Consider the following 17,516-nt stretch of genomic DNA (forward strand, 5'->3'; position numbering starts at 1 on the left):
AAGTTTTTCATATTATTACTATGCGCAAAAAAGGAAGTTCAAATTCGAACTTCCTTTTCTTTATCGGCAAATATCAAATTTTTTTTGATACAGCCCCTTTTTAACGTATCTTATAAAATTATTATACAAACATATTACAATAATTTTTATTCTACCCAATTAATTTTATTTATGTATTCTTCAACATATTCATGACTCATATGAGGATTTATAGTTTCCTCATGAGTAATTGTTACTATAGACATGGCTATAGCATACTTAAGAGTATCTATGGTTGAAAACTTGTTCATATATCCATAACCTAATCCTGCAACAAATGAATCTCCTGCTCCTGTAACATTCTTTACATCAACTTTGTCACCACATGCAAGTCTACCTTCTTCATTTTTTGTTAAATAATATATTCCATCAGCATCTAAGCTTATAAATACATTTTCAACTCCTTGATCTAGAAAATACCTTGCTGCCCTTTTTAAATCATCATCAGTATCAATTTTAAAACCACATAAAGCCTCAGCCTCAAATCTATTAGGTTTTACCGTGTGGAAATACTTTACTAAATGACCAATTTTTTTCGCTTTATTTGCTGAAACAGGGTCTAATACAAATTTAGTCTTTCCTTTATACTTTTTAAGCATGTACTCTAACAGCATAGGATTATCTGAATCTACAACAGTATATTCAGCATTTTCAAATATCTCAGCCTTAGAATCTACAAAAGCTTCATCCATTTTATTTAAGCTTTCCATATCTACTATGGCTGATTCCATCTCACCTTCAGTGTTTAAAATTGCCATATAAGTTGGAGTGCATCCATCTTTTAAAACTAATGAATTATCCATTCTATAACCAATTCTTTTAGAATGTTCTAATATGCTTCTTCCATTACTATCATCACCTACAATAGAAATAAATTCTGTATTTACTCCTACTCTTGCTAAATTCTCAGCTATATTTCTACATACCCCACCTAAGGATACTTTAATGCATCCTGGAATTGAATCTTTAGGACTATATTCCTTTTTTCCAAATCCGATTATATCTACTATTGATGCTCCTACTACTAAAATATACTTATCATTTCCTATCATCATATCTCTCCTGCTACATTTTCTCCGATTTTGAGTGATAAATATATTATATTAAAGAGACTAAAAAAAATAAAGGAAAAAATAAAATTTTGTCGATATTTTTAGTTCAGCTTCTCTTTTTGTTGTATTTATTGGCTTTTTATGAATTTTTACACTTTCTTTTTAAGAAACTAACAATATTAATTAAATAAAATAGTAATAATCTTGAAAATAAATATTATTAATAATATATCTTATGTGAATAATAACCATCTATAATGCCAATAATTATAATAATGGTATATATATGTACAGGAGGTCCATATGGATTATTTTAGTGAAGCGAATAAACTTTATAATTTAAAAGAATATAATAAGGCAATAGATTTATATAAAAAATCTATTGAAACTAAAGAAAATACAGCTTGTGCTTATTATAATGCTGGCGTATGCTTTATAAAACTAAAAAATTTTAACGCTGCTATAGATATGATAAAAAACGCACTTTCTATTCAAAAAGAAAGCAAATACTTCTTTAATTTAGCATACTGTTATGCTATGAAAGAAGATACTAATAAAGCTTTAATATACTTTAACAGAGCATGGTCTTTAGATAGTACAGATAAGGATTGTGAAAAAGCAATTAATTTAATTATGGCTAATAAAAAAGCGCTTTAATATTAAAGCGCTTTTACCATTCTCCTGCTATCATTTCTTTTATATGATCGTCATAGAAATTACTATTATCAAAATAATTTCCTGCCATATAAAATGTTGGATCTATAGGCACCCATCGTTCTTCTTTTTCTAAATATACTTCATTCCATGCATGAGGTCCATATTGTGTTCCATCATATGCACTACCAGTAACTAATCTAACTTTCAAATCAACAGCCCTTGCCATAGCAACATAAAGGCATGCATAGTCAAAACATATACCTTTCCTTGTTATCCAAGCTTCTGTTGCTCCACTATTCCCACTACTTTCATTATTTAAAGTTTTATATGCTTTGTCAAAGTCATATTCTATATTACTTCCTATCCATACATATAAGCTTTTTGCTTTTTCTAAATCACTTTCTTTATACTTAGTAATTTCAATAGCCTTATTATTTATTTCATTATTTGACTTAACACCATCTTCTAAAGTTACACCATTATAATAAATTAGCACATTAGAAGTAGGTATATACTTATTTTCATCACTATATATTATTTTTGAATTACTACTATTAAAGTTTTGACTTATAGTATCATAAATCATACTATATCCACTAATATTCGAAAAAATATTTATAGGAAAATTTCTACCAATTGTCACGTTAAATATTACAATACCTATAAACATTATCAATGTAACAATAATTCCTTTTATTCCACCTAATATGCCTGATATAAATATCGAAATTTTTTTTTGTGATATTTTATATAGGTATAATAATTTAACTACAAACTTTAAAAGTGTATAAATTATAAAATGAACAATAAAATATATCAAAACCAATAAAAGAATCCTAATCAGCTCATTCCTAATAGTATAAAAAGCAAAATAATTAGAACTTATTTTAATTATATCCGCTAAAATAGTATTCAAATTACTATTAATTATTAAAAATGATAGTAAAATTGATAAATAATATAATGTTCTATTTATAGGATATTTAATATTTTTATGTGTATTTAGTAGATTTATACTTTCTTTAATTCCAAATAAAATAAAAGCAAAGCATATGGTGTATGCTATAAGTTCCTCCATAAAGAATACTCCTTTAATTAATACTCATCCTTTTTTATAACCTCTTTCATAACATCAGATGCTAGGTCATAATTGTATCCTTTGCTTATAAGAAATCTGTATAATTTTTGTGATAGTTTATATTGATCACTTTCTCTTCTCTTTAACTCATTATATTTCTTTTGTGCTAAAATTATTGCTCCATTTTTAGAATCCTCATCATCTATTTTAGAAAGCTCTTCAATTATTAATTCATCAGAGATTCCTTTTCTTTTAAGATTATACTTAATCTTATTTTTGCCTTGGCTCTTTAATTTGTCTTTCACATACATTTTAACGTAGTTTCTATCATTTATAAGATTATATTCTCTTAAAAATTCTATCGTTCTATTTATAGATTCTTTACTATATTCTTTTGTAATCAACTTATTAAATATTTCTTTTTCAGTTTTGTAGCTTCTTTCAACTATTTTAAGAGCGGAGCTTTTACATTTCATAAATTCATCTTCTCTTGCTAATCTTGTAAGCTTCTCAACATCAATAACTTGTTTAGGAGCCAAGTTTTCTTTATATACTATTTCTGCACTTAATGAAAATGCAAATTCATCATCTATATATATATTAACTCTCTCTTTATTACGCTTACCAATCTCTATTTTAGTTATTATATTCATTATTATTGCCACCTTATGAAGACTTTAGTATATGAATAGTAGGATTATTTAATACTTTATTTGCCACATCATAAATTTTATCCTTAGTTATATTATTTAAACTATCCATATCATCTAAAAATTCAAATATATCCTCACCCTCAACTCTTTGAGTTAAAATATAGCTACATAATTCCACTGGATCCTCTAACGTTGACACTACAGCAGTTTTATGAACCTTTTTCATTATATTTAAATCTTTTTCACCAATCTCAATTTTGCCCATTTTTATTCCAGCTAAAGTCTCATCAATAGCTTCTATTGCACTATCTATATCTTCTTCATCTACAGCTGTATATATATACAATGTTTTCACATGTTTGGTTACATCAAGATGCGAGTATATATCATAAGCTAACCCTCTATTCTCTCTTATCTCTCTAAATAATAAAGAATTTGAACTTTCTCCTAATCTATGATTTAAAATTCTTAATGGTAATTCATATTCTTTATCTAAATCATAAAATGTATAAAGATATATAATAGTATTTAATTCAATATTCTCTTTTACAGTAACTTCTTTAGTATTTATATTTTTTTCGTCTTTAACTTTTAATAACTTTACTTCTCCGCTATTCCAACTTCCAAATTGATCTTGTATCATTTTAAGAGCCTCTTCATGTTCATATGATGATACTATTGTAATAACAGAATTATTAGCTACATAATGTTTTTTATAAAAAGTATATAAATCTTTATGATTAAATCTTTTTACATTTTTCTCCATTCCAGCAACATCATATCTAAGAGGGCCTTTTTTAAATGCTACTTCATTAGCTCTCTTAAAACTTAAATCTTCAACACTATCTTTACTTGTTCTAATTTCTGCTAATATTACTCCTCTTTCCTTTTCAATTTCTTCTTGAAGGAATATTGATGAAGTAACCATATCTGCTAAAATCTCTATACCATTTTTCAATTCTTCCTCTAAACAACTTATAGAGTAAACAGTAGAAGTAAAATCAGTATATGCATTATACTCTCCCCCTAAAGCTTCTAACTCATCATTTAATAGTTGAAAGCTTCTTTTATTTGTTCCTTTAAAAATCATATGTTCAATAAAGTGAGAAATTCCTTTTTCACTTACTTTCTCATATAGTGCTCCAACTTTTATCCCTATATTTACAGATGATATCTGTGTATCTTTTTTTATTGTTAATATCTCTAACCCATTAGGTAATAGATGTTTTTTCACGTCAAAATTCAGCTTAATCATTCTCTATTGCCTCTCCCATCTCCAATTAATGTTCTAGTATAATACTATAATATGTTTAATAATTAATTACAATAATAATAATAACATAGTTTATAATTATATTACTTTAGTCTATAATTATATTTAATAAAAAACTTTACAAGGAGTATATATGGAAAGAAATATTTTAATTATAGAAGATGAAATACGAATTAGAATTTTACTTAGAGACTATTTAAAAAAAGATGGATTTAATGTAATTGAAGCTGCTGATGGTGACGAAGGGATTAATACCTTTCAAAACAACAACATAGATTTAATTTTATTAGACATAATGATGCCTAGAGTTGATGGAATTACTGTATTAGAAACTATTCGTAATGTTTCTAATGTACCAATAATTTTATTAACTGCTAAATCTCAAGAAGAAGATAAGCTTTTTGGATATGAACTTGGAGCAGATGATTATATAACTAAGCCTTTCTCACCAAAAGTTTTAATAGCTAAAGTTAAGGCTTTACTTAAAAGAACTTCTGACGGAGTCACTTCTTTTTCATCAGCTAAAGATTTCAAAGGATTAAGTATAAACAAACTTGCTCATGAAGTTAAGGTAGATGGTACAACCTTAAATCTATCACCTAAAGAATTTGAACTATTAGTGTATCTAACAGATAACATAGGAATCTCATTAACTAGGGATACAATATTAGATAACGTCTGGGGAATAGATTATTATGGCGATCTTCGAACTGTTGATACTAACGTAAAGCGTTTAAGAGAAAAGTTAGGTTCTAAAGCAAACTACATAATTACTGTAAGAGGTAGTGGCTATAAATTTGAGGTAAATCATGAATAAGAGCATCTCAAAAAAATTATTTACAATAACTTTTAGTTTAATTTTATCAGTATTTATTATTAACATGGTAGTTCAACTGCTTTTCTTTGAAGATTTTTATCTAGAGAAAAAAGTTAAAGATTTAAAAAATGAAGTTAATACCTTTAGAACTATGTACTCATATCAATTAGTTAATAAAAATACTCTTTATAATGCTCTAAGCTCTTACGAAGAATCTAACAACTCCAAAATGGCTATCTTCTCCCTTGATGGTAAGCTTAAATATTTAACAAACTACGAAGGTGGTATGGATGATTATACAGCTTTAACAGCTTTTTGTGCAGACCTACTATCAAATCGTGAACTCATTGATAGGGTTTTAACTCACGATACCGTTGAATGGACAATTTTTACTGATAAAAGTAGCGATAATAAAAAAATAGGAGTTGTTTCTCCTATGTCACTTCAAAATTTTAATGATTCCATTATAATTTCGGTTTCATCAATACAACCAATCCAAGAAGCTGCTTCTGTTATTAAAAGCTTTTATTTTTATCTATTAATTTGTATATTATTTGTTGCTATAATTCTTTCAAATATATACGCTAAATTAATCAGTAAGCCTTTAATAAAAATTAATAGAGTTGCCACAAAGATGTCTAACCTAGACTTTAATGCAAAATGTGATGTAACCTCACAAGATGAAATTGGTAGTTTAGCTAAAACATTAAACTTTCTTTCAAGTAATCTTGAAAATGCCTTAGATGACTTAAAAGATAAAAACTTAAAACTTGAAAATGAAATAGAACGAGAACGTAATCTTGAAAATATGAGAAAAGATTTCGTTACTAGCGTTAGTCATGACTTGAAAACTCCAATAGGAATAATAAGTGGATATGCAGAAGGATTAAAGGATGATATCGTAACTGGAGAAGATAGAAAAATATATTTAGAAACTATAATTGATGAAGCTAATAAAATGAATTCTTTATTAAACAGTATGTTAGATCTTTCTAGACTGGAAACTGATAATGCAACATTAACCTTAGAAGATTTTAATATTGTAAGATTACTACAAGGAATGATTAAAAAATTCTCCTTAGAACTAAGTAATAAAAAAATAACTGCTAACTTTATAACAATTCCACCATATGCTTATGTAACTGGAGATATACTAAAAATTGAGCAAGTCATACAAAATATAATTACAAATGGAATAAAGTACTCTCCCGAAGGAAGTAATATAAATATTTCTGTATTAGAAGAAAATGATAATTTTACAATAAACATAGAAAATACAGGAGTAAATATACCTGAAAAAGAATTAGAAAATATATTTGCAAAATTTTATAGACTAGATAAATCTGGTGATAGAACAAAAAAAAGCTATGGATTAGGCCTATCTATAGTTAAAAGAATACTTGATATTCACAATAGCATTTATTCAATATCTAACACTTCTAATGGTGTACTATTTAAATTCACACTGCCTAAATCTACAGATATTGATGATTAAAAAATAAGCTGTGGCAAATGCCACAGCTTATCTTTATTTTACCTTTTTATATAATATAGTTGCAAACCAAATAAATGATAATCCTAACATAGTATGAGCTAATCCTGCAATATGACTTAATCCAGCAAAATCACTTCCATTAACCTGTAAAATACCTCTAACTAATAATGTTATTAACATAAATACTAATGAAACATTATAAGCTATTAACCATCCTTTATATGCTTTAGCTTTTGATATTTCAAATAACTTATCTAATATAAGGACTATTAAAAAGAATATAAATCCTAATATTAATGCATGTCCATGTAATGCACTTAACGTCGTTATACCTATAAAACCATTAAGTTTAGTAAACTCTCTAAAAAATACCCCAAATACTAATCCTAATACTAAATAAAAAATTGATAAATTTACATACTTTTTCATAACAACCTCCAACTAATAATTTTTCTCTAGAAATATATATTATTATAATTAGACTATCTTATCAATACTTTCAGCAAAAATAGTTTGCATAAAAACTATTTTTTTTAATTTTAACATAAAAAAAGAAGCTATACTAGCTTCCTTTAAATTCTGCTTATCTTTTTAAATATTATTTCCTTCTTAATTTCCATAGAATCTTTATCTATTTGAATTTTGAATATATTAGGACAACCTTCCTCTCTCCATTTTTTCATATACTTAGGAGTAACTTCAAAGGAGTAAAAATATTTTTCATCATAAAAATCAGAAAACTCTAAAAACTCAACTTTACTATACCTATCTACTTTAATATTATCTTTATCAATATTATTAAAAATAGGAATAAAAAATCTTAATGGTATTTCATATTTGAACATACCTTTTATTTCTTTTCCCTCCATTATTGCCCTTTTTAAAAATCTTAACTCTTTATCATCTAATTCTTTGTATCCTAATTTAAATATAGGTTCTCCCCTTTTATTTTTATCTATTTTAACCTTTATCATCTGTTTCCACCATCTTAACCTAAAATATTATTTATATTATTCCACCATCTATTCTTATTATTTGACCTGTTAGGTATTTGCAGCTATCATCACATAAAAAAGATACAGCTTTTGCAATTTCATCACATTCACCAAAACGCCCTTGAGGAATTTCATTTATTAAATCACTCTTTTCATCTTCATCTAAGAAATTATTCATATCTGTATTTATTACCCCAGGTGCTATAGCATTAACCCTTATTCCAAATGATGCTACCTCTTTAGCTAATGCTTTAGTGAATAAATTTATACCACCTTTTGATGCTGAATATACCACCTCACAAGATGCTCCAACATCTCCCCAAATTGAAGAAATATTAATTATATTTCCACTTCCCCTTGAAATCATATTAGCTATTGCATATTTTGATAAATACATAGCACCTAATAAATTCGTATTTATCAACTTTTCAATGCTATCATCTTCAAAATCCATAAATAATCCAACTTTTGATATTCCTGCATTGTTTATTAATATATCTATTTTACCAAATGTACTTACAACATCTTGGATTAATTCTTTACAATTTATAGCACTCGAAATATCTTTTTTGTATAACTTTCCATATCCACCATTAGATATTATTTCCTCTAATGTACTCTCTGCTCCTTCTACATCCTTAGAAAAATTAATTGCTATACTTGCCCCCTGCTTGCTTAATTCAAGAGCTATAGCTCTCCCAATACCTCTTGATGCACCAGTAACAAGTGCAACTTTTCCTGTTAGTTTTCCCATAAAATTTATCACCGTCTTTTAGTTTTATACTTTAATTTCAAGTTTATTTTACTATTAATGAAATATAAAGTAAATTCTTATAAAAATATCTTTTTATCTCAATACTTCATTAAATACTCTTAATGCATTTTTACTAAATATTTTATCAATTTCACTTTCTTTGTATCCTTTATCTTTTAACCTATATGCTAGCATATCCATTTTACTAATATCTTCAATCTCCACCTTGTTGCTAATTCCGTCAAAATCACTTCCTATAGCAATTACGTCTATACCACCAACATTTTTTATATAATCAATATGTCTAACTATATCATCTAACCTTGATATCTCATATTCACCTAAAAAATTGCTACAGAAGTTCATTCCCATTACACCTCCTCTTTCAGATAATTTTCTTATCATATTATCTGTAAGATTTCTAGGGTGATTTTTTATTTCTCTTGCATTTGAATGTGATGCAATAAAAGGTTTCTTACATATTTCTAATACATCAAAAAAACCTTTATCAGATAAATGTGATACATCTGGAATTATTCCAACTCTCTCCATTTCAGCTACAATTTCTCTACCACACGGGGTTAAGCCTTTATCTTTATAAAGAAAATCTATATTAGGATATCCTATTTTATTAGGAAAATTCCATGTTAAGGTAATTATTCTAATTCCTAAATCATATATTTTTTTTACTCTCTCAACTTTTCCTTCTAGAACTTCCCCCTCTTCTATTGATAAAAATGCCCCTATTCTTCCTTCATTATTGACCTTTTCTAACTCTTTTATATTAGTTACTATATTAATACTTTCCTTATTTTCATCTAATTCTTTTAAAAAGTTATTATACATATTCAGAAATTCCTCATAAGGATTTCTACAATTGTTCATATCTATAAAATTAGCGAAAACTTGTGCATTAACTCCACCTTTTTTTAACTTCATTATATCTACAGAATATTTATTTTCACTTAATTTACCACCTTCATAATATAATCTAGCAGCTGTATCACAATGTAAATCTATCATTATCCCCTTACCTCTTTTTCTTATTATTTTCTCTATTAACTCGTAATCTTTCTTCCTTAGCCCATAATAAAAATGTGGAAATCTTTCTTGGCCCACCAATAATCTTTCTTTTTACCCATAATACTCCTGAATCTTGAGCATCAACACTCCATTTTATTAATGCTATATCTCCTCCTTCTACCTCTATAGATGTCATTGCATAAGGTAATATACAGCATCCATCATTAAAATATGGTGGTTCAAATTCACCTGGAAATCTACTATTATGTGTATGTCCACACAATAACATCTTCCCATTATCTCTAGCCCAATTTTGTAGTTCTAAATCTACTCTTGTCCTTCTTGTCTTATTTTTAGCTGAGCTTGAAGGATCTCTAAACCCTGCGATTCCAAATAAAAATTTCCAAATATATCTTACCAAAAATCTACTTACAAACCACAATTCATTATTGCCAAAATCCATTTGATTCCCATGAGTAACTAAAAACTTTTCATTTAATGGTGTATATAACATATTCAATCCTGGATAAAATTCTATATCCTCTATAAATTTTAAAAATTCTCTTCCATAGTCAGCACCAATTTTCTTTAATGCATTCTCTTGAATATCCTTAAATTTTTTATTTCTTTTAATTATATCATGATTACCATAAATTATATAAATATTATCTTTCTTCTTATATTTATTAAATATTTTAAATACTTCTTCATATGTATATGCTATTTCATTAAAATTTTTATTCTTCCATAATTCATCTCCATCTCCAACTTCAATATAAGTATATCCATTTCTTAAATAATATTTTAAAGCAGTAATATATATATTAGCATTAGGTAATAATGAGTCAAAATACGTTCCATCACCCCTATGAACATCTGATATAAATACTAATTTTGATGAATCATCAAAAGGTATAGTAAAAGCATTATCATATAAATAGTCTAATTTGTTTTTCATAAATAACCCTTCATAAAATTTCTTTTTATATCCTATGTAAAATTTTCTTTAAAGGTTATTTAAAAAAACATATAAAAATTATTACTACATATAAAAAAACAAATTAGAGCAAACTATTATCATAATTTCGTTTTTAAAAAAGGAGGACTAGATGTGTATCATAATAGCTTTAGTCTTAAGATTATATTAGTTCTTTTCCTAGCAATTTATAATATTAATACTATTTGTTTTGCCACCCCATTATCTAAAGATGAGTTAACTGTTATGAAAGAGGAAATATTAGATTTAAAAAATAATACAGATAATTCTGAAGAATTAAAAAATCAATTTCAAGCTTTATTAGAAAACTTATTTTTAAATAGAAATTCTGCTATATTATCTAAAGATACTGAAGGTTTAAAAAACTTTTACGACTTAACTAAAAAAGTTGGGCAATGGGCATATGAAAATGAAACTACAAAAATTCAATATTTTTCAAATTGGTCTGAGAAACAAGGAGCAAAATTCGATAGAATCAATTCGATCTTAAAGGTTAAAAAAGTAAAAGAAAAAGAACCTAACCTTTTTGGAGTAATATGTTATGTATCTACTGAATTCTACTATAATTATCTAGACTCCCCATCTGAACAAAACAGATTTAAGCTTGGAACTTATCATTATTTAAATTTACGAAAAGAAGGAGACCGTTATATAATAACAAAGGAATGGTATACAGATCCGTTAGCTGATTCTTTAAATCTTGAAAATATTAAATCTGATGAAATAAAAGATTATATATTATCTTGCAAAAAACCTGAGTTTACCATTAATGAACGTTGTCAAAAAGCCATAGACTATGCACATACATATTGCGGAGTTTCAGATAATGAAGAGTTTTTATTTAAGTATAATCCTAATTACAGAAATTTTAATCCTGAAGGTGGCGATTGTGCAAACTTTGCATCTCAAATTCTTTATGAAGGTGGTGGCTTCAAAAAAAATGATTATTGGAATTATAATAAAGGCGATGCAACTAAAGCTTGGGTAAATGCTCAAGGATTTAAAAATTATATTATAAGTAGCGGAAGAGGCTCATACATAGCTAAGGGTAGCTACCAAGAAACATATAAATCAGCATTTCAATTAAGACCTGGTGATATAGTAGCCTATGAAAAGAAAGGACGTATAACTCATATCTCAACAGTAACTGGACTTGATTCTAAAGGTTACCCTTTAGTTACATGTCACAATACAGATAGATTGTTAGTTCCTTATGATTTAGGATGGAGCAATAAAAATATAAGATTTCACTTTATAGATGTATATTATTAAAAAAAGGAGCAAAAGTTGCTCCTTTTCTTTTTATTATTCTATTGAAAATCCTGTTTCTTCAATACAATTTCTTACTTCTGCTTCAGTAACACTTTCATTAAAGGCCACTTCAATACTACTTCTACCAAGATCAACACATACCTCTTGAATACCGTCTATCTTGTCTAATGCATTTTTTATTTGAGTCTTAGTGGAATTATTTATTAATCCAGTAACATTATAATGTACTATATCCATACTTATTTCTCCTTTCTTACTTTACTCAAGAATAGTATTAGCAAAATAGAAAAGTATTATAAATATTAAAATAATGAGAATGTTACTACTACTAATCCAAATACTATTGAAACAACTGACATAAGCTTAATTAATATATTTAATGCTGGTCCTGACGTATCTTTAAATGGATCACCTACTGTATCACCAACAACAGCTGCTTTATGAGATTCTGATCCTTTTCCTCCATAATTTCCTGCTTCAATATATTTTTTAGCATTATCCCAAGATCCACCTGAGTTTGACATCATAACAGCTAGTACAAAACCTGATACAGTTGCACCACATAACAATCCTGCAACTCCATTTGGTCCTAAAATCAATCCAACTATTAGCGGTGTTGCTACAGCTATTATTGCAATTTTAACTAACTCATGTAATGCTGACTTTGTACATATATCAACACATGATGCGTAATCTGGTTCTGCTTTACCTTCCATAAGACCTTTTATTTCTTTAAATTGTCGTCTTACTTCAACAACAATCTTACTTGCAGCTTTTCCTACTGCACTCATTGTAAGTGATGAAAATGCATAGGTTACTGCACCACCTATAAAAATACCTATTAAAACTTGAGGATTTAATATAGATAAATCAAATGTAAAATCCAAATTGTTTTTTATAACTAAAGATTCTATTGAATCCTTATAGGCAGCTATAAAAGCTAATGCTGTCAAAGCTGCTGAACCAATAGCAAATCCTTTACCAGTTGCTGCTGTTGTATTCCCTAATGAATCTAATGCATCAGTTCTCTTTCTAACTTCTCTATCTAATCCTGCCATCTCTGCTATTCCACCAGCATTATCAGCTACAGGTCCATATGCATCTGTAGCTAATGTTATACCTAAAGTAGATAACATACCTACAGCCGATATAGCTATACCATAAAGACCTTGATTAAAATTATTTAATCCTCCTGCACAAATATAACTAACTAAAATTGATATACTTACTATAACTACTGGGCAAGCAGTAGATAACATTCCTACAGATAATCCATTTATTATAACAGTAGCTGGTCCTGTTTCAGAAGCCTTTGCTATAGATTTAGTAGGTTTATAATGATCACTTGTAAAATATTCAGTAAAAAATCCTATTAATAGTCCAGCTATTAGTCCGCTTAAAATAGCAAAATATATTCCTATATGTTCTTTTCCAAGAATATTTACAACTATAAAATAAGAAACAATTGCTATTATTATTGAAGAAAAATATACTCCCCTTCTTAAAGCACCTAACAATACTTTCTGAGATACATCTTCTTTAGATTTTACAAAAAACGTTCCTATAATAGATGCAATAATACCAACAGATGCAACTACTAATGGTACTGTTACACCATTTATAGAAAGTCCTGCTGATACAGCTAATGCACACGAAGATACAATTGATCCAACATAGGATTCATAAAGGTCAGCTCCCATTCCTGCAACGTCCCCAACATTATCCCCAACATTGTCAGCTATTACTGCTGGATTTCTCGGATCATCTTCTGGTATTCCTATCTCTACCTTTCCTACTAAATCTGCTCCTACATCTGCAGCTTTAGTAAATATTCCTCCACCAACTCTTGCAAACAATGCCATAGAAGATGCACCCATTCCAAAAGTTAATAAAGATGAAGTTATATAACCTATTCTTTCTGCCATAGGTAATGCTTTATAATACCAATTTAAAATATAATACCAAATACTTAAATCTAATAATGCTAGTCCAACTACAACTAAGCCCATAACTGCTCCACTTGAAAAAGCAACTCTCAACCCACTATTTAAACTTTTACTACATGCATTTGCAGTTCTTGAGTTTGCATTAGTTGCTATCTTCATTCCTAGATATCCACTAAGACCTGAAAAGAATCCTCCAGTTATAAATGCAAAAGGAACAAAGATTGAAACAAAATTAAATTGAGCCAATATAAATAAAATTATAAACATTCCTATAAAAAAATAGGATACTCCTTTATATTGTCTTTTTAGATATGCATTAGCTCCACTTCTTATACTATTCGCAATATACTTCATCTTATCCGTACCTTCATCAACCTTAAATATAATACGAGTAAAATATACAGCAAAAAGTAATGCCAGTGTAGCACCTACTGGTGCAAAAACTACTAAATTCATATATACTCTCCCTTTAAAAATTCTTTTATATAATAATATGAAAAGAATTTTTATTATAGAATATATATTTTTTTATTATGTCAATTTAAATTATATTTTTATTTTAAGTTTAAAAAGTCCCAATTAAGGGACTTTAAAATTTTAAAAACCTCTTTTTTTAGCTTCTACTCCACTTTCATTTAACTCTGGTTCTTCTATAGTAGTATTAAAGCTACTTTTAGCATATTGATTTTGAGTTTTTGTGCCATTCCTTAAATAATTATCTTTTGTGTAGTCTCTTCTATTATTATTTTTCATATTTTCCTCCTTTTATAAAACATCTCTTAATATGTATATAGTTAATCATATTGGTAAAAATAAATAGTGGAAGTTGTATATAAAATTAAAAATGTGTGTCTATTTGATCTCTTTGAATTCTTTTAAGATCTTTAAGTCTTAAGTGAGTTTCTCTCATTATTTCATCCCAAGGATCTCCATCTATTATCATCTTTTTTGCAACAGTATTTGCTAAAGCTATGTCTATTTTTTTTCTTTGCATATTACATTCCTCCTTAAAAGTATTATCATTATTATTTTGCTATTTTTAAAAATAATTATCCTTGTTATTTTAGTCATAAATCTCCTTTTACTTAATATAATGTAATGTAATGTTAATAAAAAGGAGAGAGGAAAAATGAGTAAACAAAAAAGAGGTAAGTATATTAAAACTATTCCTGGTTGGAGGGGCACTTGTCCAGTATGTGGAAGAAAAAGAGTAAAACTAGTATGGACAAAAAAAGGTGAAGACGGGAAAACATTAAATATTTGTAAATTATGTTCAATTAAAAATTAATTATAAAAAAAGTTTACAGACTTAATCTGTAAACTTTTTTATTAATTATCTTCTCTTTTTAGATTTTTCTCTTCCTTTACTAATATCTTTTCCTTTATGCTTTGAGCTATTTTTAGAATTTTTTCTATTATTAGACTCTTTATTTTTATTGTTATTACTTGATTTTTTCCTCACTAAACCATGTGCCTCTTTGTATCTTTGCTCTTTTGATTTAATTAAGCATTTTGGCCCATTTCCAATTAAATCTTCTCTGCCAGCTTTCATTAAAGCATCATAAACTATATTATAATTTTTAGGCTTACTAAATTGTAATAATGCTCTTTGCATAGCCTTTTCTTCTTTACTTTTTGGAACATATACTTCTTTCATAGTTATTGGATCTAATCCAGTATAAAACATAGTTGTTGATAACGTTCCTGGTGTTGGATAAAAATCTTGAACTTGTTCTGGTTGATATTTAATATCTCTTAAATATTCTGCTAGTTTTATAGCTTCTTTTAATGTACTTCCTGGATGACTAGACATTAAATAAGGTATAATATATTGCTTCTTTCCTAATCTCTCAGTAATTCTAAAGAATTTTTGTCTAAATTCTTCATATGTTTTTCCTGCAGGTTTTCCCATATGTTTTAAAACTTCTTCTGATACATGCTCAGGTGCCACTTTTAACTGACCGCTTACGTGATGTTCTACTAATTCCTTAAAGAATGTATCATCTTTGTCTGCCATAACATAATCATATCTAATTCCAGATCGTACAAAAACTTTTTTTACTTTAGGTAGTTTTCTTACAGATCTTAAAACATCTAAAAATTCTTTGTGATCTACTTCTAGATTCTTACATGGACTTGGACTTAGACATTGCTTAACTTTACATGCACCTATAGTTAACTGATGTTTACATGCTGGTTTTCTAAAGTTAGCTGTTGGTCCACCAACATCATGTATATACCCTTTAAAATCCTTCATCTCTGTCATTTCTTTAGCTTCTTTTACTATTGACTCTTTACTTCTACTTTCAACAGCTCTTCCTTGGTGAAATGTAATTGCACAGAATGAGCAATTTCCAAAACATCCTCTTGAACTCATAATACTAAACTTAACTTCTTCTAGAGCAGGAATTCCTCCTGCCTCTTCATATGATGGATGATATTGTTTTGTAAATGGAAGATCATAAACTGCATCTAGTTCTTCCCTATTTAATATAACTTCTGGCTTATTTACTACTAAATATTTATCACCTTGATCTTGTACTATAGTTCTTCCTCTTATAGGATCTTGTTCTTGATATGTAACTTTAAAAGCTTCACAATACTTTATTTTATCTGTTGATACTTCTTTAAATGAAGGAATAACTATATGTTCTTCATATACTTCATCTAAGTCATCTACTAAATAGCAAGTTCCTGGTACGTGTCTAATATATTTTGCATCAAATCCCTCATTTAAGCATCTTGCTACTTCAACAATTTGTTTTTCACTCATTCCATAAATTAAAAGATCTGCTCCACTATCAGTTAAAATAGATTTTCTTACTTTATCAGCCCAATAATCATAATGAGCAAATCTTCTTAAACTAGCTTCTACTCCACCAATACAAATATTTATATTTTTGTAAGCTTCTCTTATTTTATTACAATAAACTATTGTAGCTCTATCTGGTCTTAGTCCCATTTTTCCACCTGGAGAGTATAGATCCTTTTCTCTTAATCTCTTACTTACAGTATAATGATTAACCATAGAATCCATATTACCTGCATTTACTAAGAATCCTAAACGCGGTCTTCCAAGTTTCATAAAATCATCTGTACTATGCCAATCTGGTTGAGGAATTATTCCTACTTTATATCCCTCATTTTCTAAAACTCTTGAAATTATAGCAGTTCCAAAACTATGATGATCTACATACGCATCTCCTGTCACTATAATAAAATCGCACTGTTCCCAGCCTCTTTCTATCATATCTTCTTTACTTATAGGTAAAAATTTATTCTCCATTTAATCACATCTTTCATTTTCTTTTTATTTATATTAAAAATTATTTCTTTTTAATTCGACATCTATTAATATAACATCTAATTCTATTCTTGTTAATACTTCATATTAAATTACCATAATATTTATTATTAACATATTCTTCCCCATAAGACACTTTTTCTAACATAATACTATCTTCT

The 17,516-nt window shown here is 27.6% G+C and carries 19 protein-coding genes; 5 read left to right on the plus strand and 14 right to left on the minus strand.

Going from position 1 to position 17,516, the window contains the following annotated elements; all coding sequences use genetic code 11:
- Positions 1-146 precede the first annotated feature (146 nt).
- Positions 147-1,094 (minus strand): carbohydrate kinase family protein, encoded by a 948-nt coding sequence (locus ARA56_RS14880; protein WP_055268095.1) that lies wholly within the window; start codon positions 1,092-1,094, stop codon positions 147-149.
- Between the two features lie 300 nt (positions 1,095-1,394).
- Between ARA56_RS14880 and ARA56_RS14885 the strand changes: the two genes are divergently transcribed.
- The gene (locus ARA56_RS14885) at positions 1,395-1,748 is read left to right on the plus strand and encodes a tetratricopeptide repeat protein (RefSeq protein WP_055268097.1); all 354 of its coding nucleotides are present in this window, start codon (positions 1,395-1,397) and stop codon (positions 1,746-1,748) included.
- Positions 1,749-1,761: 13 nt separating this feature from the next.
- On the opposite strand, the gene ARA56_RS14890 is transcribed toward ARA56_RS14885, so the two are convergent.
- Genes ARA56_RS14890 through ARA56_RS14900 form a run of 3 tightly spaced genes read right to left on the minus strand, consistent with a single transcriptional unit; the run spans position 1,762 to position 4,734 of the window.
- A complete protein-coding gene (locus ARA56_RS14890) occupies positions 1,762-2,826 on the minus strand; it encodes a transglutaminase-like domain-containing protein (protein ID WP_055268099.1) in 1,065 nt (354 codons plus the stop codon).
- 17 nt (positions 2,827-2,843) lie between these two features.
- Entirely contained in the window at positions 2,844-3,479 is a 636-nt protein-coding gene (recX, locus tag ARA56_RS14895; protein ID WP_055268101.1) for a recombination regulator RecX, read from the minus strand.
- Positions 3,480-3,492: 13 nt separating this feature from the next.
- On the minus strand, positions 3,493-4,734 hold the full coding sequence (locus tag ARA56_RS14900) for a M16 family metallopeptidase (RefSeq protein ID WP_055268103.1): 1,242 nt from the start codon (positions 4,732-4,734) through the stop codon (positions 3,493-3,495).
- A 151-nt stretch (positions 4,735-4,885) separates the two neighbouring features.
- Between ARA56_RS14900 and ARA56_RS14905 the strand changes: the two genes are divergently transcribed.
- Positions 4,886-5,569, plus strand: coding sequence for a response regulator transcription factor (locus tag ARA56_RS14905; RefSeq protein WP_055268105.1), 684 nt, complete (start codon positions 4,886-4,888; stop codon positions 5,567-5,569).
- Positions 5,562-7,064 carry a HAMP domain-containing sensor histidine kinase gene (locus tag ARA56_RS14910; RefSeq protein WP_055268107.1) on the plus strand — a complete coding sequence of 501 codons (1,503 nt, stop codon included), beginning with the start codon at positions 5,562-5,564 and terminating at the stop codon, positions 7,062-7,064. Before ARA56_RS14905 ends, ARA56_RS14910 begins: the two co-directional genes overlap by 8 nt.
- Positions 7,065-7,097: 33 nt before the next feature.
- Here the strand turns inward: ARA56_RS14910 and ARA56_RS14915 are convergent, their stop codons facing one another.
- The 5 genes from ARA56_RS14915 to ARA56_RS14935 all read right to left on the minus strand — a co-directional run bounded on the left by ARA56_RS14915 (position 7,098) and on the right by ARA56_RS14935 (position 10,794).
- Positions 7,098-7,493: a DUF2871 domain-containing protein gene (locus tag ARA56_RS14915; protein WP_055268109.1), complete on the minus strand. Its 396-nt coding sequence runs from the start codon at positions 7,491-7,493 to the stop codon at positions 7,098-7,100.
- A gap of 143 nt (positions 7,494-7,636) precedes the next feature.
- The gene (locus ARA56_RS14920; RefSeq protein ID WP_055268111.1) at positions 7,637-8,038 is read right to left on the minus strand and encodes a hypothetical protein; all 402 of its coding nucleotides are present in this window, start codon (positions 8,036-8,038) and stop codon (positions 7,637-7,639) included.
- Between the two features lie 31 nt (positions 8,039-8,069).
- Complete coding sequence (gene ymfI / locus ARA56_RS14925) at positions 8,070-8,813, minus strand: elongation factor P 5-aminopentanone reductase (protein WP_055268113.1); 744 nt, start codon at positions 8,811-8,813, stop codon at positions 8,070-8,072.
- Between the two features lie 93 nt (positions 8,814-8,906).
- Positions 8,907-9,836 (minus strand): dipeptidase, encoded by a 930-nt coding sequence (locus tag ARA56_RS14930; RefSeq protein ID WP_055268115.1) that lies wholly within the window; start codon positions 9,834-9,836, stop codon positions 8,907-8,909.
- Positions 9,837-9,843: 7 nt separating this feature from the next.
- On the minus strand, positions 9,844-10,794 hold the full coding sequence (locus tag ARA56_RS14935) for a metallophosphoesterase (RefSeq protein ID WP_055268117.1): 951 nt from the start codon (positions 10,792-10,794) through the stop codon (positions 9,844-9,846).
- Positions 10,795-10,947: 153 nt separating this feature from the next.
- Here ARA56_RS14935 and ARA56_RS14940 point away from each other — a divergent pair, with 153 nt between their 5' ends.
- Positions 10,948-12,105 (plus strand): amidase domain-containing protein, encoded by a 1,158-nt coding sequence (locus ARA56_RS14940; RefSeq protein WP_055268119.1) that lies wholly within the window; start codon positions 10,948-10,950, stop codon positions 12,103-12,105.
- A gap of 33 nt (positions 12,106-12,138) precedes the next feature.
- Here ARA56_RS14940 and ARA56_RS14945 read toward each other — a convergent pair whose 3' ends face one another.
- From ARA56_RS14945 to ARA56_RS16855, 4 genes are all read right to left on the minus strand, one after another.
- Entirely contained in the window at positions 12,139-12,342 is a 204-nt protein-coding gene (locus ARA56_RS14945) for a heavy-metal-associated domain-containing protein (RefSeq protein ID WP_055268121.1), read from the minus strand.
- A gap of 65 nt (positions 12,343-12,407) precedes the next feature.
- The gene (locus ARA56_RS14950; RefSeq protein WP_055268123.1) at positions 12,408-14,507 is read right to left on the minus strand and encodes a sodium-translocating pyrophosphatase; all 2,100 of its coding nucleotides are present in this window, start codon (positions 14,505-14,507) and stop codon (positions 12,408-12,410) included.
- A gap of 141 nt (positions 14,508-14,648) precedes the next feature.
- Positions 14,649-14,804: a hypothetical protein gene (locus ARA56_RS16850; protein WP_172675779.1), complete on the minus strand. Its 156-nt coding sequence runs from the start codon at positions 14,802-14,804 to the stop codon at positions 14,649-14,651.
- Positions 14,805-14,889: 85 nt separating this feature from the next.
- Positions 14,890-15,045: a hypothetical protein gene (locus tag ARA56_RS16855; RefSeq protein WP_172675780.1), complete on the minus strand. Its 156-nt coding sequence runs from the start codon at positions 15,043-15,045 to the stop codon at positions 14,890-14,892.
- Between the two features lie 135 nt (positions 15,046-15,180).
- Here ARA56_RS16855 and ARA56_RS16860 point away from each other — a divergent pair, with 135 nt between their 5' ends.
- The gene (locus ARA56_RS16860) at positions 15,181-15,339 is read left to right on the plus strand and encodes a hypothetical protein (RefSeq protein WP_172675781.1); all 159 of its coding nucleotides are present in this window, start codon (positions 15,181-15,183) and stop codon (positions 15,337-15,339) included.
- A gap of 45 nt (positions 15,340-15,384) precedes the next feature.
- Here the strand turns inward: ARA56_RS16860 and ARA56_RS14955 are convergent, their stop codons facing one another.
- Positions 15,385-17,337: a YgiQ family radical SAM protein gene (locus tag ARA56_RS14955; protein ID WP_055268125.1), complete on the minus strand. Its 1,953-nt coding sequence runs from the start codon at positions 17,335-17,337 to the stop codon at positions 15,385-15,387.
- Between the last annotated feature and the right edge of the window lie 179 nt (positions 17,338-17,516).

Origin of the sequence: Clostridium disporicum, from assembly GCF_001405015.1 — a bacterium.
GTDB classification, from domain to species: domain Bacteria; phylum Bacillota; class Clostridia; order Clostridiales; family Clostridiaceae; genus Clostridium; species Clostridium disporicum_B.